This window comes from Chryseobacterium sp. GTID13, assembly GCF_056172655.1.
In genome coordinates this window covers 1,237,495-1,259,876 of sequence record NZ_JAOCMB010000005.1, presented here as the reverse complement: position 1 = coordinate 1,259,876, position 22,382 = coordinate 1,237,495, and the positions used below count along the sequence as shown (strand labels likewise).

Genomic DNA, 22,382 nt, shown 5'->3' with positions numbered 1-22,382 from the left:
TATACATGCGGAGAATTCATCATTCCCGGATTGAGAATGACCAATAAAACTATATGTACCACCTTAAAATGAATACTATGAATAACGATATTTTTCCTTGTCTCTGGTTTGATAAAGAATCAAAAGAGGCAGCAGAATTCTATTGTCAGGTTTTTGACGGGAAGATCACTGCAGATACTCCCGTTGTCATGAACATTGACCTTTTCGGACAGAAACTAATGCTCCTGAACGGAGGCCCTCATTTTACAAAGAATCCGTCAGTTTCCTTTATGGTGATCTGCAAAACAGAAGATGAGGTTCAGCAATACTGGGACCAACTGATAGAAGGAGGAATTGCCCTTATGGCTCTGGATTCCTATTCGTGGAGCAAAAAATACGGATGGGTTCAGGATAAATACGGAGTTACCTGGCAGCTGTTTCTGGGAGATAAGCAGGAATCACAAAGAATTGTTCCTACCCTGATGTTCATTCATCAGAATAACGGGAAAGCAAAAGAAGCTATGGAATTTTATACCCAAACCTTTCCAAATTCAAGCATCGGAAATATTTTGAAGTATGGTGACGGTAGCGAAGGTCATTCTATACCTGAACCTGCTGAAAATGTACAGCATGCCCAGTTTACCATTGATGGATACAGCTTCTTCTGTATGGATAATTCTTATGATCACCCGTTTGATTTTAATGAAGGAATTTCCATTGTGATCATGACGGATAATCAGGAAGAGACCGATCATCTTTGGAATACCCTTACTTCAGAAGGCGGAAGAGAAAGCATGTGTGGCTGGCTGAAAGACAGATATGGACTGAGCTGGCAGATTGTTCCCAAAAGGCTTATCCAGCTGATGAATGATTCCGATCAGGAAAAAAGCCAGAAAGTAGTTCAGGCAATGATGAAAATGCAGAAAATTATCATCAGAGATTTGGAAGAAGCTTATAATTCTTAAAGGCAAAAAGGCGAAACAGTAAAAGACAAATTTGCTTTTTAACCTTTTCGCTCTTTAGCCTTTTTGCTTTTTCGCCTTTTCGCGATTTTACTTTTTTACTTTCCTAATAATTTCAAAATCTAAAAGTCATGAACAACAATATCTTTCCATGCATTTTATTCAATGGAGACGCCAAAAAATCAGCAGATTTTTATTGTAAGATATTCGGCGGGAAAATAACTGCGGATACACAGATTGTTATCAATATTGAACTTTTCGGACAAACGATCATGCTTCTTAATGGTCCCGAGAAAGAGAAAAATCCTTCAGTATCGTTTATGGTGATCTGTGATACCGAAGACGAAGTACAAAAGTATTGGGATCAGCTGAAGGAAGGGGGAACTGCCCTGATGGATCTCGGAACCTATCCGTGGAGTAAGAAATATGGCTGGATTCGCGACCAATACGGAGTAACCTGGCAGTTGTTTCTTGGTGAAAAAACTAATGACCAGAAACTGGTACCTACCCTTATGTTTATCCATGAGAATAGCGGAAAGGCTGCAGAAGCTATGGCATTTTATACGAAAACTTTCCCTAATTCAACAATCGGAAATATCTCGAGATATAAAGATGGAGGGGAATCCGGTGAAGATCCCGAACATATAATGCATGCCCATTTCACAATTGATGGCTATAGTATGTTCTGCATGGATAATTCCTATGATCACCAGTTCGATTTTAATGAAGGGATTTCAATGGTGGTCATGACAGACAGTCAGGAAGAAACAGACTATTTCTGGAACAGTCTTTCCGGCGATGGAGGAAGTGAGGAAGTTTGCGGCTGGGTAAAAGATAAATACGGACTTAGCTGGCAGATCTTCCCAAGACAATCGATGAGACTGATCAGTGATCCTGATAAAGAAAAGGTAAATAAAGTGATTCAGGCTATTATGAAAATGAAGAATATTATCATTAAAGACTTGGAGGAGGCTTATAATTCATAAAGTTAAAATACAAATTCAGTTGTTTTAATTCGCTGTTTTTTCCGTTTTATTCCTTTTATATTCCTGTTTCGGCTTGCTGTTTGATGTGATTTATAAAAGATTTGCTTATGAAAACACAGAACAAGTCACAATCCAAATCAAAAGTGCCTAAGGAAGGTCTTCTTCCTGAAATCATCAGAAACAATTATCTTGGAAGCCGGAAACTTACCGGAAAGAGAGCAGTCATCTCAGGTGGCGACAGTGGAATAGGACAGGCTGTAGCCGTTCACTTTGCAAGAGAAGGGGCAGATGTCGCAGTGATTTATAAAGAAAGCGATGACGATGCCAGGGAAACCCAAAAACTCGTTGAGAAAGAAGGGCAGCAATGCATTCTCATCAAAGGTGACCTTACGAAGAAAGCATTCCGGACAAAATGCGTGGAGAAAGTAAAAAATCTCTGGAATAACCTGGATATTCTCGTTAATAATGCGGGAATCCACACCTCTGAAAACAGCCTTGAAAAGATCTCTGATGAACAGATCGTGGAGACTTTTAACACCAATATTATTTCCATGATTTCTTTAACGAGAGACTTTTTACCGCTGATTGGTGATGGCGGCCGGATTATTTGTACTACATCGGTTACCGCATACAGGGGAAGTGACCACCTCATCGATTATGCAGCCACTAAAGGAGCTATTTTATCTTTTATCCGCTCCCTTTCGGCTAACCTTGCTGAGAAAAAATACTGGTCAACGGAATTGCTCCGGGCCCCATATGGACGCCCCTTGTGAAAGAAACCTTTGATGATCTTTCGACATTCGGAAAAGATACTCCTTTGAAACGGGCGGGACAACCCTCAGAAGTTGCACCGGCCTATGTTTTCCTTGCCTCTGAAGATGCCAGTTACATTACCGGCGAAGTCATTCATATTAACGGCGGAGATTTTGTAGGCGGATAAGCAGGACTTAGAAACTAAAGTTAAAATCACGACATCCGGAAGTAAACTTTGGAATCTATAATCTGAAATCTGACGTCTGAAATCTAAACATCTAAATAAAAAACAATGCAGAAAATATTTTTTGAAATTCAAATTGATGCAGCTCCTGAGAAAGTATGGGATGTCCTTTGGAGTGATATGACCTACAGACAGTGGACCACTGCATTTATGGAAGGATCCTTTTATATGGGTAGCTTTGAAGAAGGAAACATCATCAAATTTCTTGACCCCAACAATAACGGAATGTTCAGCCGTGTTGAAAAAAATACCCCCAATAAAGAAATGAAATTCCTTCATCTCGGAGAGATTTACAATGGGGTAGAAAGTGAGCAGAATTGGGGAGAAGCTACGGAAGCTTATATTTTAGAGGAAACCCCTACAGGAACCCTGTTGAAAATTGAAATCAATACCCCTGAAGAGTTTAAAGATTTTTTTGAAGAAAAATTTCCGACTGCTTTGGGAATTGTGAAAAATCTTTCGGAAAACCAATTATAAAAAGCACCAACCATAAAAATCTGAAATATGGAAACCTTATCATACGAAATAGAAATCAATGCATCACCGCAGAAAGTCTGGAATGTTCTTTGGGATGACACAACTTACTCTGAATGGACGAAATTCTTCGGCTCAGGATCCGTAATGAAATCCGACTGGAAAGTTGGCGGAAAAACGTACTTCCTGAATGGTGAAGGCGAAGGAATGGTATCAACCATTGACGACCTTGATGAGCCCAACCAGATTATTTTTAAACATTTGGGAATGGTAGATAAAGAAGGTAACGAGGATACAAAGAGTAAAGAAGTAATGGAATGGAGTGGCAGTTTCGAAAAATATATCCTTATCGACCTTGATGGAAAAACAAAGCTGCATGCAGAAGTGCAGACCGAAAAAGAATGGGAAGACCACATGAACACAGGATTTACAAAAGGACTGGAAATAGTGAAAAATCTTGCCGAAAATAAATAACTGTTATTTCTGTAATAATAAAAGCCACACAGACTTTCAAAACCTGTGTGGTTTTTTAATATATTGAGGAGAAGTATGGTAAAATTATTTTATCTTTTCAATACGGTAAATAAATAAAAAAAACATGAAGTTATTAACGATCCTTTTCGCAACATTTATCCTTGCTTTAATAGGAACTTATATCGTTCAGGGAAAACCTGATTTTTTATTTTCAGGAAATCTGGGGATGGCTGTGTTTATTGTATTCACAGGATTTTCCCATTTTAAATTCCAGAAAGGAATGGCGATGATGATTCCTGATTTTATTCCCGGCAAAATGTTTTGGGTATACTTCACAGGATTTCTTGAAATAGCGGCGGGAATAGGTCTGATGATCCCGTCTATAAGAGAAATTACAGCGGTACTGCTGATTATATTTTATGTCTTGGTATTCATAGCCAACATTAATTCGTCCAGAAAAAACATCAATATTTTCAAAGCAGATTTTACGGGACCTGGCATGAATTATCTTTACAGGGAAAGGATTCCCATGCAGCTTATTTTAATAGCCTGGACCTGGTATTTCGGAATATATATCAATTAGGAATTTTACAGTTTTTTAATTATTATATAAAATTTCATAATTTATGTAACATTCTGGTGGGAAAAACTGTCCTATTGTATAAGGTTTTAATTGTTTTAAGATCTGTGACAGAGAAAATTAACCATCCAAAATATAAATTATGAACTTTAACACTAAAATTTTTGGTACGGCCCAAATCGTACTGTCAGCAATTATGATCAATGCACAGACTTCAACGGCCAAGCTGCCGGGCGATCCTACGCTTCCATCCACGAAAGCAAATCTTGAAAAACTGATCTCTTATGACAAAGGAAACTTTAAATACAAGGTAGAAGACTATTTTGCAAGACCTAATGCCTCACAGTTTAAAATCTCTCCGGACGGACAGTATCTGTCCTACAAAGAAAAAGATAAGGATAAGAAAAACCATGTCTATGTAAAAGAACTGAAAACAGGTAAAATATCCAAAGCAATTGTTGAAAAAGACGACCTTATCAAAAGCTACGGATGGCTTGGCAACAAACGCCTTTTCTTTACCCAGGACAAAGGAGGGAACGAAAATATCCACCTGTATGCTGCAGATATTGACGGAAAAAATCTCAAAGACCTTACCCCTTTTGACGGAATTACACTCGGAACTGTAAAGCTGATAAAAGATACGGATTTTGTTGTGGTTACCATGAATAAAAATAACAAACAGATCTTTGAGCCTTATAAGATCAATTTCAATACAGGTGAAATAACCCAGCTGTATGAAAATAAAGATGTCAACAGCCCTATTGATGATTATATTTTTGATAAGGATGGAAACCTAAGAGGATATACCGTTCTTGAAAACGGATTAACGACAAAAACTTACTATAAAGATCTGCAGACAGGAAAATTTAACCTCCTGAAATCCACAGACTGGAAAGATACCTTTTACATCATAAGTCTTAATGATAATTCTAAAAACAAGGATGAAGCTTATGTGGTCACCAATCTGGACAGTGATAAATCCAGGATTGTACTCTATGATCTGAAAAAAATGCATTGATCAGAGAAGTATATTCCAACCCGGTATTTGATGTAAACTCTATAAGCCTCGCCGGGAAAAACAGGAATTACGAACTGGATTATATCAGCTATGACGGTATTAAGAGCGAAACGGTCCCGGTAAGTAAATTTTATAAAGAAATTGATGATCAGCTGAAAGCTGAATTTAAAGACAAACAGTTTTCCATTGTTTCTTCCGATGACAACAACGAAAAACTTCTGGTTTATGTAGGCAGTGATAAGCTGTATGGGGCTTACTACGAGTATGATACGAAAAGTAAAAAAACAAGCCTTCTTTACAACCTGATGCCGCAGCTGAAAGAAGAAGATATGGCAGAAATGAGGCCTATTGAATTCAAAAGCAGGGACGGACTTACTATTCATGGCTATATCACCCTTCCCAAAGCAGCCCTTGAAGGTAAAAAAGTACCTCTGATCGTTAATCCTCACGGAGGGCCGCAGGGAATCCGGGATCAATGGGGGTTCAACCCTGAAACCCAGCTTTTCGCAAGCAGAGGATATGCAACACTTCAGGTGAATTTCAGAATCTCAGGAGGCTATGGAAAAGAATTCCAGAAATCAGGTTACAAGCAGATCGGAAGAAAAGCAATGGACGATGTGGAAGACGGAGTAAAATATGCTATTGAACAAGGTTGGGTAGACAAAGATAAGATCGCTATTTATGGAGGAAGCCATGGAGGTTATGCCACATTGATGGGGCTTATCAAGACTCCTGATCTCTATGCTTGCGGGGTGGATTATGTAGGGGTTTCCAATATTTTTACTTTCTTCGATTCCTTCCCGGAATACTGGAAGCCTTACAAAGAAATGGTAAAACAGATCTGGTATGATCTGGATAATCCGGAAGAAGCAAAAATAGCCAAAGAAGTTTCACCGGTTTTCCAGATTGATAAAATCAAGAAACCTTTATTTGTGGTACAGGGGGCCAATGATCCAAGGGTTAATATCAATGAATCCGATCAGATTGTAAAAGCAATGCGCGCAAAAGGCTTCGAAGTTCCTTATCTGGTAAAATATGACGAAGGACACGGATTCGGGAAAGAACCGAACAGGCTGGAGCTATATAAATACATGCTGGGCTTCTTCGCAGAGAACTTCAATAAAAAATAAAATAGCTTATAATAAACAGGAACGGGAAGTGTAATGCTTTCCGTTTTTTATTAGATATTTAGGGATTAGAAATTAGGGATTAGGGACTCCCTCAGCATTTCCAGCTACAAACAGTCTTCCAAATCTTTCATCCCGCATCTCGCACCCCGTATCCCGAAACCCGCACCCTGTAACAAAAATTCACCAATCAATAATTTTTTTTAAATTTATTAAAGTAAAACCAAAAGACAGTTCGTCATAGCAATATGGAGGTTGTCGAAGAAATAACAATGCCACAAGAGGAGAAAGCAAGTATCATCTCACAAACCGTTTCAAAGTACGGAGGAAAGCTGATGTCTTATATTCGTCCGAAAGTGAAAAACACGGAAGATGCGGAAGATATTCTGCAGGAAGTGTGGTTTCAGTTCAGCAGTCTGACCAATCTTTCCGAGATTGTGAATGTGGGCGGCTGGCTGTACCGGGTAACTGCGAATAAAATCACAGACCGTTATCGCAAAAAGAAAACTGAGAATCTTGAAGATTTCGTTTATGAAGACGAAGACGGAAGTTTCTCTATCAAAGATATTCTATTGCTGGACGAAAGTGCCGGGCCTGAAATTAAAATGTTTCAGGATGAAATATGGAAGAAGCTTTTTGAGGCCCTGGACGAACTTCCGGAAAAACAGAGACTGGTTTACGTTGAAAATGAGCTGAACGATAAAACCCTTCAGCAGATTGCTGATGAACAGGGGGAAAATATAAAAACCATTATCAGCAGAAAAAATTATGCTGTGAAGCATTTAAGAAACAGGTTGAGAAAATTATACGAAGATTTAAATAGTTAGTAAAAAGAAAGTTATGAATCATAATAAACACAAAAAAGGCTGGATTTTTTATTCCTATGTCCACCGTTGATTTTACTGGGAGTTACATGGATCGTCATGTCCCTTTGGAATTGTCTGCTTCCTGATATTTTGGGCGTGAAATCAATAACATACTGGCAGGCAATGGGAATATTGATTTTAAGTAAAATTCTTTTCGGAGGCTTCCATTTCGGAAAAGGGGTGAGAGATTTTAAGGAAAGAAAGATGAGAGAAAAGATGCAGCATCTGTCTCCTGAAGAAAGAGAAAAATTTAAAGAAGTCTGGAGAGAAAAATGTGCAGGCGGATTTTTTAACAGACACAATAAAACCAACGAATAATTTGAAAATTTTAAAGAAGTAGTAAAGTAAATTGAAAATTCATTCGTCTATATAAAAAAACAAGAAGTAGTAAAATTTAAAATTTTGAAAAAATGAAAAATTCAGCATTAAAAGGAGCTCTTGGAGCATTAGCTGTTGTAGGAGTAGCATTGGCTGCTAAAAAAATAGCACAAAGAAAAAGATTTATGAAAGGTATTTTTAACGAATACGGAATCAAAGAAAAATCACCTTTCGGTCTTGCCGATAAGATCAGAGAAATGAATGACGAGCAGTATCAGGAACTGAAAGGAAAATTTAAAAAAGAATTTGCTTCAGGATTTTGCAGAAAGAATCATAGCAATACTGCAGAAGCATAAGCATAAGTAGTAAAAACTAAATTGAAATTGTTAATTCCGGCGCGGGAAGCTTTGCTTCCCGCGCCGGAATTTTTTTATCGTCATTGCGATGAGCGCAGCGACGAGGCAATCTCAATAATGGTGGCTTCGAGAGCCTCAACCACCAACAGGGCAGCCTTATGAAACTAGAGAAATAATAAACTAGAGAAATAACATATAGACTATTATAGATAGTAATAAGTTATAGGAGGCTGAGGCTCCCGAAGCCACCGCCGCCATAATTAAAAAGCAGAATCCTTCTTTAAAATAAGACTACATTTTATCCTGCAGAATAATGATAAAGAAAATAAATCCTTATTTTTGTAAGGTTCAATGAAAGACTACTACTATTTTCTCGGAATTTCTCCGGATGCTTCAGAAGAAGACATCAAAAAAGCCTATAGAAAACTGTCTTTAAAGTACCATCCCGATAAGAACGAAAACGATGATTTCTTTGCAGGGCGTTTCCGTGAAATTCAGGAAGCTTATGAAATATTGAGTGATCCGGGAAAGAGACGTACTTATGATCAGAATTTAGAGAATCATCAGAAAAGTTTCAGGTACAATATCCCGCCTTCTATTAAAACGTTTACGGCGAATAAGATTCATGCAAAAAAGGGGAGGAGATTATCATCAACTGGCAGACGAACAATGCGGATGTGGTGAAAATACTTCCTTTCGGTCTGGAAAAACCTTTTGGAGAAAGGATATTTAAGATTACGGAATTTAAGGACGGTAAATTCCAGTTATTGCTTCATGCAACGAATTCTCTGCTTCATAAAACTGCGGTGCAGGGAATCACTATTACTGAAGTCTTTGAGAACGATGGCTCCCAGTTTAAAAACAGTGTGGAGGAAATGTTTAAGCCTCAGCCGGTAACACGTATCAATAAGTCCGGTCAGCCAAAAATCATGATGCTGATTTGGGGGATTATTATTTTGGCCCTGGCCATATATTTTTTATTCAGGAATTCCGGATAGCTTAAGCCATCTTTTTTCTTCCCGGACATTTCTTGCATCTTTTTCCCTTTTTGAATTTCTTGCAGCAGGATTTTTTTCGCAGAACATGTCTTCATTATTGAATGCGTATGCTGGAGTTAAAGGCGGTACTTTAAATGGGATAATCATATTCATGTTGCAAATATATTAATTTAGAATAAATATAATTAATAAAATTTCATAAATCTTATCACCCCTGTTTATCAGCGTATTTGTAAGGTGTCTAATACCTGATTTTAGAGCATAAACATTGTTTTCCGACCAATAAACTTTACCCGAAAATAACAATCAGCTTAAGCAAAAAATAAAATTTAGACTGAATACAATTAGAAGGCAGTTTCTTTCAATTAATCTGTTTTTCTTGTACTGTCAATTGAACAAAACCTTATGTGAAGTCTTAAAAAGTTAAGCTTTTAAATTTTATGTAATAAATAGCTTTTATTTCATTTCTTATTGAACGGATATGGAAGTTTCCCTGTCGTTTCGGCAATTTCGGACTCTTGTACAATCACTTAAAAAAGTGTAATTTTACGAATCTTTTTTACGAACAAAATCTAATAAATAAAAATGAATACAGAACAGTTTGTGAGCCGTCACATTTCCCTTAATGAAGCCGATAAACAGGCGATGTTGGAAAAATTGGGCGTTTCAAGTATTGAAGAACTAATTTCTCAGACCATTCCTTCTTCTATCCGCTTAGAGAAAGATCTTGAGATCTCGGCACCGCTTTCAGAATACGAAATGCTGAACCATTCGAAAGATTTGGCATCGAAAAATACTGATTATACGAGCTACATTGGTTTTGGATATCACAATACCCTTTTACCATCAGCTATTCAGAGAAATATCTTTGAAAACCCAAGCTGGTACACGGCGTATACTCCTTATCAGGCGGAAATCGCCCAGGGAAGACTGGAAGCTCTTCTGAATTTCCAGACTGTAGTGTGCGACCTTACAGGCTTTGAGCTTGCGAATGCTTCTCTTCTTGATGAGTCTACAGCTGCTGCTGAAGCCATGCACATGTTCTTCAACAACAGAACGAAAGATCAGAAGAAAGCAAATGCAAACAAATTCTTTGTTTCCGATCTTGTTTTGCCTCAAACCGTTGCTGTTTTAAAAACCAAAGCAGAAGGTTTAGCTATCGAAATCGTGGAAGGTGATCACAAAACTCACCAGTTAGACGAAACTTATTACGGTGTTTTATTACAGTATCCAGGTAAAAACGGAATCGTTCTGGATTACACAGAAGATATTGTAGAATATAAAAAATTAGACCTGCAGGTAGTTGTTGCCTGCGATCCGATGGCTTTGGTTAAACTGAAATCACCGGCTTCAATGGGTGCTGACTGTGCGGTTGGAACTTCACAGAGATTTGGTATTCCATTAGGGTACGGAGGTCCTCACGCAGCATTTTTCTCTTGCAGGGAAGATTACAAAAGAGATATTCCGGGAAGAATCATCGGGGTTTCTCAGGATATGTACGGAAAACGTGCATTAAGAATGGCGCTTCAGACCAGAGAGCAGCACATTAAAAGAGAAAGAGCTACTTCCAATATCTGTACGGCACAGGTACTTCTTGCTGTAATGGCTGGGATGTATGCTGTTTATCACGGTCCTAAAGGTTTGAACTACATTGCTGATCAGATCCACTTTAAGGCAAACGCTTTGAAAAACGGTCTTAAAGCATTAGGATATCAGGTTGTTGAAGAGCCGATCTTCGATACGGTGAAAATCACCATGAGTGAAGATGAAAAAGGAAGATTGTCAAGAATGATGCTTGATCATAAAATCAATCTGAATTATTTCACAGAAGGTGTTGTAAGCATTGCCATCAATGAAAGTACTACATTGGATAAATTAAATGTTCTGATGGCTTCTTTTGCTCAGTTCAAAGATAAGCAGACTTTCAAGTTAGAAATCAAAGAAGGATACAGCATCCCTGAAGAGAATTTAAGAAAAGACGAAATCCTTACCGAGCAGGTATTCAACAAATACCATACGGAAACAGAATTGATGCGTTACATCAAACGTTTGGAAAGAAAAGATTTATCATTGACTCATTCAATGATCTCTCTTGGTTCTTGTACAATGAAACTCAATGCTGCTACTCAGATGTTGCCACTTTCATGGGATAATTGGGGAGCTGTTCACCCGTTTGTACCGGTAGATCAGGCAGGAGGTTACCAGCAAATGATCAAAGAGCTTGAAAAAGACCTTGCTGAGATCACAGGTTTTGCAGGAACTTCTCTACAGCCGAATTCAGGAGCTCAGGGAGAATATGCAGGATTAATGGTGATCAGAGAATATCATATTTCAAGAGGTGAAGGCCACAGAAATGTAGTACTGATCCCTCAGTCTGCGCACGGAACAAACCCGGCTTCTGCAGCCATGGCAGGAATGAAAATTGTTGTTGTTAAAAATCTTGAAAACGGAGAAATCGATTTCGAAGATTTAAAAGCTAAAACAGAGCAGCATTCTGAGAACTTATCTTGTGTTATGATCACTTATCCGTCTACTTACGGATTCTTCGATGCCAACATTAAAGAAATTACAAGCTTAATCCACGAACACGGTGGTCAGGTATATATGGATGGTGCTAACATGAACGCTCAGGTAGGATTCACAAGTCCTGGAAACATCGGAGCAGACGTTTGTCACCTGAATTTACACAAAACTTTCGCAATTCCTCACGGTGGCGGAGGTCCTGGAGTAGGTCCGATCTGTGTGGCTAAGCACCTGGTTCCTTTCCTTCCTTCCAATGCAAATATTAAGATCGGTTCTAAAGATGCGATCGACGGTATTTCTGCAGCACCTTACGGATCAGGATTGATCCTGAATATTTCTTACTCTTACATCAAAATGTTAGGTACAGAAGGTTTGAAAAAAGCAACAGGACATGCGATCATGAATGCGAATTACCTGAAAGAGGTATTAGCAGAGCATTTCCCGATCTTATATTCAAACGAGAATGGAAGAGTGGCTCACGAATGTATCGTAGATTTCCGTCAGTTCAAATCTTTAGGAATTGAGGTAGCTGATGTGGCGAAGAGACTAATGGATTATGGATTCCATGCGCCAACCGTTTCTTTCCCTGTAGCAGGAACATTGATGATAGAGCCTACAGAATCTGAAAGCAAGTCTGAAATCGACCGTTTTGCAGAAGCTTTAATCTCCATCAAGAAAGAAATTGAAGAGATTGCTAACGGAGAAGCAGATCAGGCGAATAACGTCCTTAAAAATGCTCCTCATACAGAACAACTGGTCATCTCTGATTCATGGGATAAACCTTACAGCAGAGAAAAGGCAGCTTATCCGCTGGAGTGGGTAAGAGACCACAAATTCTTCGCTTCCGTTTCAAGAGTAGATGAAGCTTACGGAGACAGAAACTTAGTATGTACGTGTGAGCCGATTGAAGCTTATATGTAATATATTTGTAACCAATATAAAAACACCCGTTTAGATTCTAAACGGGTGTTTTTTTTTGTTATTTATTTTCTATTATCTTCTTTTATAGCTGTATGCTACAAGAAGTGCCACAGCCATAGTTGCACATGTTACCATTGAAACTATTTGAATAGATGCTTCACTGTCTTTTGCTGATGATGAATTTTGCTCTTTATTACATGAAGACAGTACTGCTGCCATGAATAGACAGCTCAGGAGTAATTTTTTAATCATAAATGTATTTGTTTGGTTATTAGTAATTTATGAGCAAAAAAGATGCCGTGCACCTCATTAGAATAGAAATTCTATATGCAGTAAATAAAAGATTGGACGAGCTCATTCCGGTGAAAAGCAACTCTGATTCAATTTATTATTTACAGTTAGCCTTTCCGCCTGATTTTTTTAGAAATATACAAGGTAGCAAAAATGCTGGCGATCGTTATACAGGTTATTAAAAAAGTAGCTTTTATCATATCGTTTTCATTCCTTGGTCCATTCCCGGAGCAGTCAGCAAGCATCAGTGAAGCTGTGAAAAGACAGAAAAATATTCCGAAAGAATTCCGGAGAGTGTGCAAAATATTTGTTTTCATCATAGATGGTATTTGTGTACCGTAAATCTATAATAAAAACTGGTCTAAATGATTATAAATGAAAATATTAACTTTTTTAACGTAAAATTTTTTATGATTTTGCCATAGCACAGTTGATTTTAAAATCGTATTTGTTTTTTTGTGAAATAAAAGATCAATCAAATAGTCATCAGCATTTAAAAATTTAAACTTTAACCAATCTCAAAATCCCACATCCTCATAGTCTCACACACCTAAGCTTTTTCATTCCAGTAATAAGAATCCGGATACACCCTCGCACCAAATACAGCCGTTCCCACTCTCACAATAGTGGCGCCTTCTTCAATGGCTGTTTCCAGATCTCCGCTCATTCCCATGGAAAGCTCCTTCATTTCTACGTTGGGGATATTCTGGCTGATGATCTCCTGCTGTAAATCTTTAAGGATTTTAAAGCATTTTCTTACCTTTTCTGTTTCTGCACTGAAAAGGCCTATCGTCATTAATCCTTTGATCTTTAATGTCGTGAATTCAGCAACTTTTCTGGTCAGTTCAACAGCTTCTTCAGGATGTACACCAAATTTACTTTCCTCACCGGAGGTATTCACCTGGATCAGGATGTCTATTGTTTTTCCTTCGGATAAAAGCCGCTGGTGGAGTTTTTCTGCAAGATCCGGACGGTCCAGAGACTGTACACAAACCACGTCATACTTTAGAATATCTTTGATCTTATTGGTCTGGAGATGCCCGATGAAATGATTTTCATGAGGGGTATCTTTCAGTCCCTCATATTTTTCTTTTAATTCCTGAACTTTATTTTCTGCAATCAGTGTATACCCGTTTTCTAAGGCAGTTTTAATACGTTCTGCGGAAACCGTTTTTGTAGCCAGCAGCAATCTTACTTCATCAAGGTTCCTGCCTGCTTTTTCACATGCTTTCTTTATCCTGTCGTTAATGATTTCAAGATTGTGGAGGATATCTTCTTTCATGGCTGTATCATTTTCTCCGCTTCCAGTTTTTTGATCAAAGCAGATTTTATGGAGGTTAAAGTGTGGTCTTTCGCTTCAGCAAAAGAAATGCTGTATTTTCTTTCTACTTTTTGCAGATCCTCAGGAAAACCGGAAAGGAGACTGTCGTAATAAGTATCTAAAAACTCCTTTGAGGGCAGTTCATAGCTGATCTTTAGCTGGAAACGTCTCAACAAAGCCGTATCAATAATCTCTGCGTGGTTGGTAGCACACATCAGAAGCGCATTCTCGGGATAATAATCAATAAGCTGGATCAGAGTATTCACAAGCCTCCTCATTTCGCCCACATCCTTATCGTCGCTGCCTCTCGCTTTCCCGATCTGGTCCAGCTCATCCAGGAACAGAACAGATCTTTCCCTTGCGGCTTTGTCAAAGATCATTTTGATATTTTGTGAGGTCTCTCCGATACGCGAAGACACAATATTGCTGAGGTTAAGGATCAGGATGTTTTTACCTAATGCATTGGCTACAGCTTTGGCGGTCATTGTTTTCCCACACCCGGAATTTCCCTGCAGTAAGATTTTATTATTGACCGGAAGCCCGTATTCCTGAAGTTCCTTCACATAAGTATGCTCTTTGATAAGTTGTACCAGCTGGTCCCTGTTATGAGTGTCGAGAAATACATCGTTAAGGCTTACTTCCTCCTTGTCCTGAATGATGAGATTATACAGATTCATGTTAAAACTAAAAAGTGATTCTTATCCATACAAAGATAAGGCTTTATTGAATGAAGTCTCGGAATAAACCATAGACCGGTTAAATAATATTCAATAGGAACGGGCTTTAGCCCGTTTAAAAAAACAAACCTTCATCTGGCTTTAGCCAAAACCTTTAATTGAGCAGGAATCAACAAGAAAAGCCGAACTATTGTTCGGCTTGACTATTGGGATATATAAAATTTGCTATGAAATTCAGCTAAGAAGTTATGTTTTCCGGCCCTTTTACTCTAATTGAGTAAAAGAGCGTCATCTGATATTTTCAGATTAAAAACATAAACAATACAATTAATATAGATGTTCTATAGGCTTTCCTTTAAATAGAACTAGTTTCTTTGTTCTCTTTTTACTGTTGCAAAATAAGAAGCGAATACTACTACACATGTTGCGATACCGATGTAAGTTACCATTTTTTGTTTTATTTAATTATTTGACTTTATTTTATCGATTTTCTAATTGCAATATTACTGTTTTCAAATCGCATGCCAAAGCAAATAATTATGATGTATATCAGTATGTTATGTTCTTAAATTGTTAATTTTCACGACCTGTTTGTTTATAAAAAATTAATGTACTTTTATGAAATTATTAATATATTTATTGTCTTATCTGTAAAATTTTAAAAAGTTGACAACTGTTTCAATGCTTCTATATTGGAGTTGATAAAACAAAAAATTAAAAATGCGATGCATAATATCTGCTTTTCACTTCGTAACTGAACGTCAGATTTTGGAAAATGGAAGAATTATTATGTTAAGAAAACTTATTTTTCGAAGCCCGATTTTATCCTTAATTTTTTAAATCCTGGCAGGTTTCGTGACATGAATTTGAAAATTTTGTCACATAATATAGAAATACTGACACATTTGAAACATATACGGTCACACATTTTATGCAAAATATTATTTTTCTCTTTTTTGTAAATCGTTTGTGATAATTGCAATGGAGTTTTTCACCTGCATGGGATATTAAGGTGATTGTTTTACCGGATTTGTACTTCTTATTTATATAATCAATTAGGAATCCGGCTTCGGTAAGAATTCACTATTTAAATCTCATTAAAAGATAAAAAATGATGCTAATTTAGCAGTTCGTTTTCCGGTGAAAAGAACAGCTTTTCATTATTTTTGCAGAAAACAAGCTTTATGGGACGCAGTTATATATTCCTGGCCTTAGCCATCATATTCGAGATCATAGCAACTACTTTTCTTAAGAAATCTGAGGAATTTTCGAAGTTTTGGCCGTCTGTGGTTACTGTGATAGGGTATGCTTCCGCCTTTTATTTCCTGAGTCTTACCCTGCGTCATATCCCTGTAGGAATAACGTATGCCATATGGTCCGGGGTAGGTATTGTTTTTATAACCATGATTGGGATCATTGCCTTTAAACAGGTCCCGGATCTTCCGGCCATCATAGGAATTCTATTGATTGTTATCGGGGTAATTGTTATTAATGTATTCTCAAAGATGGGAACCCATTGATTTTTTTAAATTAAAGGTTCAAAAATCCGTACCATGACCTATTTTAAAGCATGGATGGTGGATTGGAAGAAATTAAACAGGAATATCCTGTCATAAAATATATCAATATTGTTCTCAGTTATAAAATCCTTGTGCCGGAGAGTATCAGTAATCATATTTTCTTCCACAAAAACAAACCATACTTCCTTAAGCTGCTTCTGTCTTTTAAATTCTTCAAAAGCATTCCAGTCGTAGGGAGTGGAGTGGTTAAGGTTATAGAATAAAATTCCTTTTTTAACACCATTTTCTTCCACAATATTAATAGGATGCTGGATGTAATTCAAAATACTGATCTGTGACTGATAGCACTCCACGAAATGATGCAGATCGATCATCTGTATCACCTTTTCTTCTTGTTGGGATTCTGTCATATAAAAACATTCTGAGGTTATTTCCTGTGTAAGTTCCTGAAAAACGGCTAATTCCATAAGCATTAAAATTCAGGGCAAAGAAATAAATAATACCATTGCATGAAATTTTTTTATACGAAACCGCTCTTATTTTATACGAAATCCAGCCTAATTAAAATTGGTATAAAAAATAACAGGGTTGGTATAATATTATAAAGATTTCCTGCGTTATTCTCTATTTTTGCTTTTAATTAAGACCTACGGAATACTATGAGATACGGACCGTCAAAATTTAAGGAGACACTTGTCATGGATTTTCTGGTTGAAGACCGGTTCAAAGTCCGCAGGCACCTGCTATTCCTGGTTTTCTTTTTCTTCCTGATGTACAGCGCCAGGTTCTGGCACTGGTATTCCGGGATTTACCAGTACTATGTTTTGTTTTTTGTATATGCTGTCCTGATTACGATGGTTTACATCAATATATATGTCCTGGTGCCGAAGTTCTTCTTTAAAACAAGATATATTACCTATCTCATTCTGCTGTTAATAATGGGAGTTGCCGGACTTAATATGATAAGCTATGGCTTTAAATTTTTCTTCGGAGACTTCAGGGTAGAGAATATTAAGAAGGAAAGCGAAAAGGCAAATCTATATGAAGGTATATTGATGTGCATTCCGATTATTATGACGACAACTACCGTAAAGCTCCTGCAAAAATGGATCACGGATACTAAAAGAATAACAGAGCTTAATAATCTTACCTTACAAATGGAGCTGAATGAGCTCCGTAACCAGATCAATCCGCATTTTCTTTTCAATATGCTCAATAATGTGAAGGCTCTTACAAGAACGGATCCTGAAAAAGCATCAACAGTAATTGTCAAGCTTTCAGAATTCTTAAGATATCAGCTGTATGAAAACGGAGAAGAGAAAACTCTGCTTATTTCAGAGATCGATTTTTTGTCCAATTTCCTTAACCTTGAAAAGATACGCAGAGAAAACTTTACTTTTGATATCAATGCACAAACTGAGAGCAGAACGTTAAAAAGCACTTTTATTCCGCCGAATTTATTTACCACCTTTGTTGAGAACGCGGTAAAACACAGTCTTGATATCAGCAGCAAAATGTGTTATGTGAAAATAGATATAAGCGTTGAAAACAAAATCCTTTATTTTACCTGTACCAATTCAATGAATCCGAGTCTCACCGTTTCCAACGCCAACTACAGCGGACTGGGACTTGCCAATATTAAAAGAAGACTCGAGCTTCTCTATGGAAATACTTTCAGCCTCGAAATTTCCTCCGGAGAAAAAGAATATACCGTTAATTTAAAAATTCCTGTATGAACTGTATTATAATAGATGATGAGCCTCTGGCAAGAGCAGAAATGCGCTCACTGATCAATGAAACCTCAAAGGCCGAAATTCTGGGAGAATTTTCCAATGCTCCTTCAGCGCTGGATTTTCTTAAAACCAACGAAGTAGATCTTATTTTTCTGGATATTGAAATGCCCATGGTAACCGGTTTGGAATTTGCCGAAATGCTGCCCAAAAAATCACTGATCATTTTTACCACGGCCTATTCCCAGTATGCCTTAAAAAGTTATGAACTGGAAGCCGTAGACTATCTGCTGAAACCAATAGATACCAAAAGGCTGGAAAAAGCCATAGAAAAAGCCATCCTTTACACAGAACTTTTGTCTAAGGATACGGTGAAAAATACAGTAGAGTCCAATACGGCGGACTTTTTATTCATCAAGGCAGACCGGAGGTTCTATAAGATCAGTTTTTCAGATATTAAATTTATAGAAGGCCTGAAAGACTATGTGGTCATCCATACCCGGCAGCAAAAGCTTATTACAGCTATGAACCTTAAAACCATCCATCAGAAAATTTCCAGGGAAACCTTTCTCCGTGTGAGCAAATCGTATGTGGTTAATCTCGATTTTATCGATTCATTTGACAATCATAATGTTTATATTGATGAATTTGAAATTCCTATCGGCGAAGTATACAGATCCGATTTTTTTACAAAATATGCCGGCGGAACTCTGAATTCGGAAGGATAGGTTACAGCTTCTGGCCTACAAAACGGATTACAGAGCCTGTTCCGTTATGAAATAAACCTTCATGGAGTTCTATTTCTTTTTCCTCCAGTTCTATGATGCTGTAATTGGGAAAGTCTGCTTTGATCTCATCTATCGAAAATAAAGATCCGATGTCTTTAGGGCCGCCAACTTTCTCGTTTTTTGCAATATAATCAAGGTGATTTTTGCTGAATGCCTCAAAAATAATAACTCCTCCTTTGCGAAGATACTGATCCAGCATCCGATGGATAGAAGACTTGATATCGGCAGGGAAATGTGCATAAATAAGAGCAATTGCATCAAACTGTTCAGCCTGAAAATTTAAAGTCTGAAGCTCACCAACCTGATAATCAATAACGACATTTTGATTGTCAGCAAGCTGTAAAGCTTTATTCTTCCCTTCATTGCTGATATCAAAGGCGGAAACTTCCCACCCTTTTGTTGCAGCAAAAACAGCATTCCTGCCTTCTCCTTCTGCAGGAAACAGAATAGTGCCCGGTTCTAATTTTTCTAACTGTTGCTTTAAATAATTATTCGGCTCTGTTCCGTAAGCGAATTCTTCACTGCTGTATCGGTCATTCCATCTGTCAAGCCATGGGTTTTCTGTCATCTCTCTGTAAATTTGGGTTAGTAGTTGCAATCATGCATCAATTTGATGCTTTAAAGCCCCAAATATAAGGCGATTACAGCTTTTCTACGAATGGAAAAAACATTGGGCAAAATAGATTTTGTAAATAAGGGAAGGTAAAAATTATAACAGCTTATTTAATAAAGCTTTTGGTCCTTTTCACAGTAAAAACTTCGTCTTTTTCCTAAGCCGGTTTGTTTTTTGACAAGTTTTTGCCCGCATTTAGGGCAGATGGTTTTGGTATGAACCAGCCAGTGCTTCTTTAAAACAAATTCCCGTTTCCATCCCAGGAAATCAAAACTGTAATTCCGGGCTTCTGCAATCAGTTCTTTCAGTTTTTTGGGAGGAAGACTTCCAAGCAGGCTTTCAGGCTGGACGCCTATTCTGAACAGCACTTCATTTTTGATAATATTTCCCACTCCTGAAAAAATATCCTGATCCATTAAAGCATCACAAACCATCATCTGCGGTTTGGATTTCAGTTTCTTTTCTGCTTTCTGCGGATTCCAGGCATCGCTCATGACGTCAGCTTCCCAGTCTATCGAGGATAAAAATTCAAGATCTACGGATTTGACTGAGCAGGTGTAAAAATATAAGCTGCCGGTCTTAAAAATCAAAGATAAACGGAGACTCTTATCGGGCTTCGTCTGTTCATCAACACTGTAGGACCCAAACATCAGCAGGTGAATACGGATCGCCTGTTTGTCCAGAACAAGATACGTCTGCTTTCCAAACGTCCGGATTTCATGAAGGGTTTGTCCGGTCAGGGGTTCTTTATCGAATTTGGCATTGCCTGAAGCTTCTGTCACTTGTTTTCCGACAAACGGCTGCAGGCTTTCTTTCATTAAAATTATGGATGGTCCTTCAGGCATGGCTTTACTTTTCAACAAAAGTTCAAATACTATTCCGTAAAAATAAAATTTGGAGTAATTTTGAAAAATGATGAATTTAAACCAGATTTTCACGAATCAGCGTACAGGAAACAATCCGCATACCAAAGCTTCAAGAACTGATTTTCAGAGAGATTTCGACAGAATTATCTTCTCTTCAGCATTCAGAAGGCTGCAGAATAAAACCCAGGTTTTTCCTCTTCCCGGAAGTGTTTTTGTACACAACAGGCTCACCCATTCGCTGGAAGTTTCGTCTGTAGGGCGAAGTTTGGGAAGTATTATCGGGGAATTTATCTTTGATGCTTATAAAAATGACCTTACGGAAGATTCCAAAAACTTTTATCTTCATAATTTAGGAAATGTAATTGCCGCAGCATGTTTGTGCCATGATGTAGGAAATCCGGCTTTCGGACATTCGGGAGAAGATGCCATTGCAAGTTACTTTGAAAGGAATGAAAAGGATCTTAAACTGAAATTTAATGAGAAAGAGTGGGCGGATCTTGTGAATTTTGAAGGGAATGCCAATGCAATAAGAGTTCTGGCACAGCGTCAGCAGGGAAAAGATGACGGCGGAATTCAGCTTACATTTTCCACGCTTGCGAGCATTGCCAAATATCCTTGTGAAGCTGTCGCTAAGAAAAAAGGAGTAATTCACAGGAAAAAATTCGGGTTTTTCCAGAATGAGAAAGATATTTTCCTGGAAATAGCAAAGTCAACGAATTTGATCCTGGAAAATGAAGAACCTTATATTTTTAAAAGACATCCTTTTGTATGGCTGGTAGAAGCTGCAGATGATATTTGCTATAATATTATCGACATGGAAGATGCTCACAGATTGGGAATTGTCTCTACTTCAGACTGTGAAAACCTGTTTTTTGAACTGATAAAATCTGAAAGCAGTGATACGGAAAAGGTGAAAAATAAACTGGCTTCGATTTCCAATGAAAATGAAAAGATCTCTTATCTGCGGGCAAAAGCGATCAATGCGCTGATCAATAAATCCCTTGAAATCTACAAACATCATTTTGAAACTATTCTTCAGGGTAATCTGAACAATGGACTTTTGGATATTTATAAGTCTGAGAACCGTGCTTTACAAGATATCGAATCGTTCTCCATTGAAAAGATTTACAACCATAAAGCTGTTGTAGAAATTGAAAATGCAGGTTATAATGTAATGTATGAGCTTCTCGATCATTTTATTCCATCAATTCTGAAACCTGAGGATGAAAGGAAATCTTACGATAAAAAAGCTCTGAAGCTGCTCCCAAGACAATTCGTTTACGAAGAGGGGACGGATTACCAGAAGGTGCTTGGCGTTATAGATTTTGTTTCAGGAATGACGGATAATTTTGCAACTGATCTTTACAGAAAAATAAAAGGAATTGATATCGGAATGACTGTTTAAGTTTTGAAAGCTCAGTTCTTTTAACCATTAAGAAATTATTTGAGAAGTGAAGGGTAATTAAGGTCCAAAAACCTTAATAATATTAAAACTTAACAAGCTTTTAATGGTTCAGCATAAAATAAAAACTCCCGGAATTTTCGGGAGTTTTTTTGTCTTTATTTTTTGGTTTTAGAAACCTCTTTTACCAATATGTATTTTATAGAAGATCCGTCAGCGGGCGGATTGGCAATCTTTTCTGTTTTTACTTTTAAAACATATTCATATCCCGGTTCATAAGTGAATCCTTCAATATTTGTGTAGAAGTTCGTCCAGTTTTCTGAAGCCTTTTCTTTTACCTGCAGGCATTTCATAGGAGCTACTCCTGTACAGTCTGCGGTTTCCGGTCCTACGATGAGTGTTTTTTCATCAGCTCCGGCAGTGTTAGCCGTTGTCGTACATTGTGTCATTGCGAATAGGGCTACTGCAGGAACAGCGCTTTTTAAAATGGTTGCGATAATTTTCATAAACTTATTTTAAGGGTTAGGTCCAATTACTATGCCGAAGTTTTCAACACAGTTTTTCTGTCATTTTTGAGTTCTTAATTATTTAATTT

Annotated in this window: 24 protein-coding genes and 2 pseudogenes; 18 read left to right on the top strand and 8 right to left on the bottom strand. The window is 37.5% G+C overall.

Annotated elements, in window-relative coordinates:
- The first annotated feature begins 77 nt into the window (after positions 1-77).
- From N4G44_RS12170 to N4G44_RS12115, 12 genes and pseudogenes are all read left to right on the top strand, one after another.
- The gene (locus tag N4G44_RS12170) at positions 78-944 is read left to right on the top strand and encodes a VOC family protein (protein WP_474927209.1); all 867 of its coding nucleotides are present in this window, start codon (positions 78-80) and stop codon (positions 942-944) included.
- Between the two features lie 128 nt (positions 945-1,072).
- Positions 1,073-1,927: a VOC family protein gene (locus N4G44_RS12165; RefSeq protein WP_474927206.1), complete on the top strand. Its 855-nt coding sequence runs from the start codon at positions 1,073-1,075 to the stop codon at positions 1,925-1,927.
- A gap of 107 nt (positions 1,928-2,034) precedes the next feature.
- Positions 2,035-2,867: pseudogene (locus N4G44_RS12160) on the top strand (SDR family oxidoreductase).
- A gap of 105 nt (positions 2,868-2,972) precedes the next feature.
- Positions 2,973-3,401, top strand: coding sequence for an SRPBCC family protein (locus N4G44_RS12155; RefSeq protein WP_474927203.1), 429 nt, complete (start codon positions 2,973-2,975; stop codon positions 3,399-3,401).
- A 27-nt stretch (positions 3,402-3,428) separates the two neighbouring features.
- Positions 3,429-3,872: an SRPBCC family protein gene (locus tag N4G44_RS12150; protein ID WP_474927200.1), complete on the top strand. Its 444-nt coding sequence runs from the start codon at positions 3,429-3,431 to the stop codon at positions 3,870-3,872.
- 124 nt (positions 3,873-3,996) lie between these two features.
- The gene (locus N4G44_RS12145) at positions 3,997-4,455 is read left to right on the top strand and encodes a DoxX family protein (RefSeq protein WP_474927197.1); all 459 of its coding nucleotides are present in this window, start codon (positions 3,997-3,999) and stop codon (positions 4,453-4,455) included.
- Between the two features lie 139 nt (positions 4,456-4,594).
- Positions 4,595-6,600: pseudogene (locus N4G44_RS12140) on the top strand (S9 family peptidase).
- A gap of 269 nt (positions 6,601-6,869) precedes the next feature.
- On the top strand, positions 6,870-7,424 hold the full coding sequence (locus N4G44_RS12135) for an RNA polymerase sigma factor (RefSeq protein WP_474927194.1): 555 nt from the start codon (positions 6,870-6,872) through the stop codon (positions 7,422-7,424).
- Between the two features lie 96 nt (positions 7,425-7,520).
- The gene (locus N4G44_RS12130; RefSeq protein WP_474927191.1) at positions 7,521-7,781 is read left to right on the top strand and encodes a hypothetical protein; all 261 of its coding nucleotides are present in this window, start codon (positions 7,521-7,523) and stop codon (positions 7,779-7,781) included.
- A 92-nt stretch (positions 7,782-7,873) separates the two neighbouring features.
- Complete coding sequence (locus N4G44_RS12125; RefSeq protein ID WP_048501781.1) at positions 7,874-8,137, top strand: hypothetical protein; 264 nt, start codon at positions 7,874-7,876, stop codon at positions 8,135-8,137.
- 351 nt (positions 8,138-8,488) lie between these two features.
- Positions 8,489-8,821: a DnaJ domain-containing protein gene (locus tag N4G44_RS12120; protein ID WP_474927187.1), complete on the top strand. Its 333-nt coding sequence runs from the start codon at positions 8,489-8,491 to the stop codon at positions 8,819-8,821.
- Positions 8,815-9,135: a hypothetical protein gene (locus N4G44_RS12115; protein WP_474927185.1), complete on the top strand. Its 321-nt coding sequence runs from the start codon at positions 8,815-8,817 to the stop codon at positions 9,133-9,135. The genes N4G44_RS12120 and N4G44_RS12115 overlap by 7 nt, the downstream gene beginning before the upstream one ends.
- Here the strand turns inward: N4G44_RS12115 and N4G44_RS12110 are convergent.
- Positions 9,115-9,288 (bottom strand): hypothetical protein, encoded by a 174-nt coding sequence (locus tag N4G44_RS12110; protein ID WP_474927183.1) that lies wholly within the window; start codon positions 9,286-9,288, stop codon positions 9,115-9,117. The two genes, N4G44_RS12115 and N4G44_RS12110, sit on opposite strands and share 21 nt — an antisense overlap.
- A 432-nt stretch (positions 9,289-9,720) precedes the next feature.
- On the opposite strand from N4G44_RS12110, the gene gcvP reads away from it, so the two are divergent.
- On the top strand, positions 9,721-12,579 hold the full coding sequence (gene gcvP / locus N4G44_RS12105) for an aminomethyl-transferring glycine dehydrogenase (RefSeq protein ID WP_474927178.1): 2,859 nt from the start codon (positions 9,721-9,723) through the stop codon (positions 12,577-12,579).
- Between the two features lie 72 nt (positions 12,580-12,651).
- Here gcvP and N4G44_RS12100 read toward each other — a convergent pair whose 3' ends face one another.
- Positions 12,652-12,831: a hypothetical protein gene (locus N4G44_RS12100; RefSeq protein WP_474927174.1), complete on the bottom strand. Its 180-nt coding sequence runs from the start codon at positions 12,829-12,831 to the stop codon at positions 12,652-12,654.
- 192 nt (positions 12,832-13,023) lie between these two features.
- On the opposite strand from N4G44_RS12100, the gene N4G44_RS12095 reads away from it, so the two are divergent.
- A complete protein-coding gene (locus N4G44_RS12095; protein WP_474927169.1) occupies positions 13,024-13,212 on the top strand; it encodes a hypothetical protein in 189 nt (62 codons plus the stop codon).
- A gap of 208 nt (positions 13,213-13,420) precedes the next feature.
- Here the strand turns inward: N4G44_RS12095 and N4G44_RS12090 are convergent, their stop codons facing one another.
- Together N4G44_RS12090 and N4G44_RS12085 are read right to left on the bottom strand one after the other, a co-directional pair.
- On the bottom strand, positions 13,421-14,152 hold the full coding sequence (locus tag N4G44_RS12090; protein WP_474927167.1) for a YggS family pyridoxal phosphate-dependent enzyme: 732 nt from the start codon (positions 14,150-14,152) through the stop codon (positions 13,421-13,423).
- The gene (locus tag N4G44_RS12085; protein ID WP_474927165.1) at positions 14,149-14,868 is read right to left on the bottom strand and encodes an AAA family ATPase; all 720 of its coding nucleotides are present in this window, start codon (positions 14,866-14,868) and stop codon (positions 14,149-14,151) included. Before N4G44_RS12085 ends, N4G44_RS12090 begins: the two co-directional genes overlap by 4 nt.
- A 1,184-nt stretch (positions 14,869-16,052) precedes the next feature.
- Between N4G44_RS12085 and N4G44_RS12080 the strand changes: the two genes are divergently transcribed.
- On the top strand, positions 16,053-16,388 hold the full coding sequence (locus tag N4G44_RS12080) for a DMT family transporter (RefSeq protein WP_474927162.1): 336 nt from the start codon (positions 16,053-16,055) through the stop codon (positions 16,386-16,388).
- A gap of 38 nt (positions 16,389-16,426) precedes the next feature.
- On the opposite strand, the gene N4G44_RS12075 is transcribed toward N4G44_RS12080, so the two are convergent.
- A complete protein-coding gene (locus N4G44_RS12075; protein WP_474927160.1) occupies positions 16,427-16,855 on the bottom strand; it encodes a hypothetical protein in 429 nt (142 codons plus the stop codon).
- Positions 16,856-17,086: 231 nt separating this feature from the next.
- On the opposite strand from N4G44_RS12075, the gene N4G44_RS12070 reads away from it, so the two are divergent.
- Together N4G44_RS12070 and N4G44_RS12065 are read left to right on the top strand one after the other, a co-directional pair.
- Complete coding sequence (locus N4G44_RS12070; protein WP_474927157.1) at positions 17,087-18,124, top strand: sensor histidine kinase; 1,038 nt, start codon at positions 17,087-17,089, stop codon at positions 18,122-18,124.
- A complete protein-coding gene (locus N4G44_RS12065) occupies positions 18,121-18,846 on the top strand; it encodes a LytR/AlgR family response regulator transcription factor (RefSeq protein ID WP_474927155.1) in 726 nt (241 codons plus the stop codon). Before N4G44_RS12070 ends, N4G44_RS12065 begins: the two co-directional genes overlap by 4 nt.
- Position 18,847: 1 nt before the next feature.
- On the opposite strand, the gene N4G44_RS12060 is transcribed toward N4G44_RS12065, so the two are convergent.
- A complete protein-coding gene (locus N4G44_RS12060; RefSeq protein ID WP_474927152.1) occupies positions 18,848-19,474 on the bottom strand; it encodes a class I SAM-dependent methyltransferase in 627 nt (208 codons plus the stop codon).
- Between the two features lie 155 nt (positions 19,475-19,629).
- The gene (locus N4G44_RS12055) at positions 19,630-20,364 is read right to left on the bottom strand and encodes a DNA-formamidopyrimidine glycosylase family protein (protein WP_474927148.1); all 735 of its coding nucleotides are present in this window, start codon (positions 20,362-20,364) and stop codon (positions 19,630-19,632) included.
- Positions 20,365-20,434: 70 nt separating this feature from the next.
- On the opposite strand from N4G44_RS12055, the gene N4G44_RS12050 reads away from it, so the two are divergent.
- Complete coding sequence (locus N4G44_RS12050) at positions 20,435-21,790, top strand: deoxyguanosinetriphosphate triphosphohydrolase (RefSeq protein WP_474928334.1); 1,356 nt, start codon at positions 20,435-20,437, stop codon at positions 21,788-21,790.
- Positions 21,791-21,945: 155 nt separating this feature from the next.
- Here N4G44_RS12050 and N4G44_RS12045 read toward each other — a convergent pair whose 3' ends face one another.
- Positions 21,946-22,293, bottom strand: coding sequence for a DUF4377 domain-containing protein (locus N4G44_RS12045; protein ID WP_474927143.1), 348 nt, complete (start codon positions 22,291-22,293; stop codon positions 21,946-21,948).
- Between the last annotated feature and the right edge of the window lie 89 nt (positions 22,294-22,382).

Excerpts from the sequence above, each read along its gene's own strand:
- N4G44_RS12170 (WP_474927209.1), top strand. The coding sequence starts at position 78 with ATGAATAACGATATTTTTCCTTGTCTCTGGTTTGATAAAGAATCAAAA.
- N4G44_RS12165 (WP_474927206.1), top strand. The coding sequence starts at position 1,073 with ATGAACAACAATATCTTTCCATGCATTTTATTCAATGGAGACGCCAAA.
- N4G44_RS12155 (WP_474927203.1), top strand. The coding sequence starts at position 2,973 with ATGCAGAAAATATTTTTTGAAATTCAAATTGATGCAGCTCCTGAGAAA.
- N4G44_RS12150 (WP_474927200.1), top strand. The coding sequence starts at position 3,429 with ATGGAAACCTTATCATACGAAATAGAAATCAATGCATCACCGCAGAAA.
- N4G44_RS12145 (WP_474927197.1), top strand. The coding sequence starts at position 3,997 with ATGAAGTTATTAACGATCCTTTTCGCAACATTTATCCTTGCTTTAATA.
- N4G44_RS12135 (WP_474927194.1), top strand. The coding sequence starts at position 6,870 with ATGCCACAAGAGGAGAAAGCAAGTATCATCTCACAAACCGTTTCAAAG.
- N4G44_RS12130 (WP_474927191.1), top strand. The coding sequence starts at position 7,521 with ATGTCCCTTTGGAATTGTCTGCTTCCTGATATTTTGGGCGTGAAATCA.
- N4G44_RS12125 (WP_048501781.1), top strand. The coding sequence starts at position 7,874 with ATGAAAAATTCAGCATTAAAAGGAGCTCTTGGAGCATTAGCTGTTGTA.
- N4G44_RS12120 (WP_474927187.1), top strand. The coding sequence starts at position 8,489 with ATGAAAGACTACTACTATTTTCTCGGAATTTCTCCGGATGCTTCAGAA.
- N4G44_RS12110 (WP_474927183.1), bottom strand. The coding sequence starts at position 9,288 with ATGAATATGATTATCCCATTTAAAGTACCGCCTTTAACTCCAGCATAC.
- gcvP (WP_474927178.1), top strand. The coding sequence starts at position 9,721 with ATGAATACAGAACAGTTTGTGAGCCGTCACATTTCCCTTAATGAAGCC.
- N4G44_RS12100 (WP_474927174.1), bottom strand. The coding sequence starts at position 12,831 with ATGATTAAAAAATTACTCCTGAGCTGTCTATTCATGGCAGCAGTACTG.
- N4G44_RS12095 (WP_474927169.1), top strand. The coding sequence starts at position 13,024 with ATGCTGGCGATCGTTATACAGGTTATTAAAAAAGTAGCTTTTATCATA.
- N4G44_RS12090 (WP_474927167.1), bottom strand. The coding sequence starts at position 14,152 with ATGAAAGAAGATATCCTCCACAATCTTGAAATCATTAACGACAGGATA.
- N4G44_RS12085 (WP_474927165.1), bottom strand. The coding sequence starts at position 14,868 with ATGAATCTGTATAATCTCATCATTCAGGACAAGGAGGAAGTAAGCCTT.
- N4G44_RS12080 (WP_474927162.1), top strand. The coding sequence starts at position 16,053 with ATGGGACGCAGTTATATATTCCTGGCCTTAGCCATCATATTCGAGATC.
- N4G44_RS12075 (WP_474927160.1), bottom strand. The coding sequence starts at position 16,855 with ATGGAATTAGCCGTTTTTCAGGAACTTACACAGGAAATAACCTCAGAA.
- N4G44_RS12070 (WP_474927157.1), top strand. The coding sequence starts at position 17,087 with ATGGATTTTCTGGTTGAAGACCGGTTCAAAGTCCGCAGGCACCTGCTA.
- N4G44_RS12065 (WP_474927155.1), top strand. The coding sequence starts at position 18,121 with ATGAACTGTATTATAATAGATGATGAGCCTCTGGCAAGAGCAGAAATG.
- N4G44_RS12060 (WP_474927152.1), bottom strand. The coding sequence starts at position 19,474 with ATGACAGAAAACCCATGGCTTGACAGATGGAATGACCGATACAGCAGT.
- N4G44_RS12055 (WP_474927148.1), bottom strand. The coding sequence starts at position 20,364 with ATGCCTGAAGGACCATCCATAATTTTAATGAAAGAAAGCCTGCAGCCG.
- N4G44_RS12050 (WP_474928334.1), top strand. The coding sequence starts at position 20,435 with ATGAATTTAAACCAGATTTTCACGAATCAGCGTACAGGAAACAATCCG.
- N4G44_RS12045 (WP_474927143.1), bottom strand. The coding sequence starts at position 22,293 with ATGAAAATTATCGCAACCATTTTAAAAAGCGCTGTTCCTGCAGTAGCC.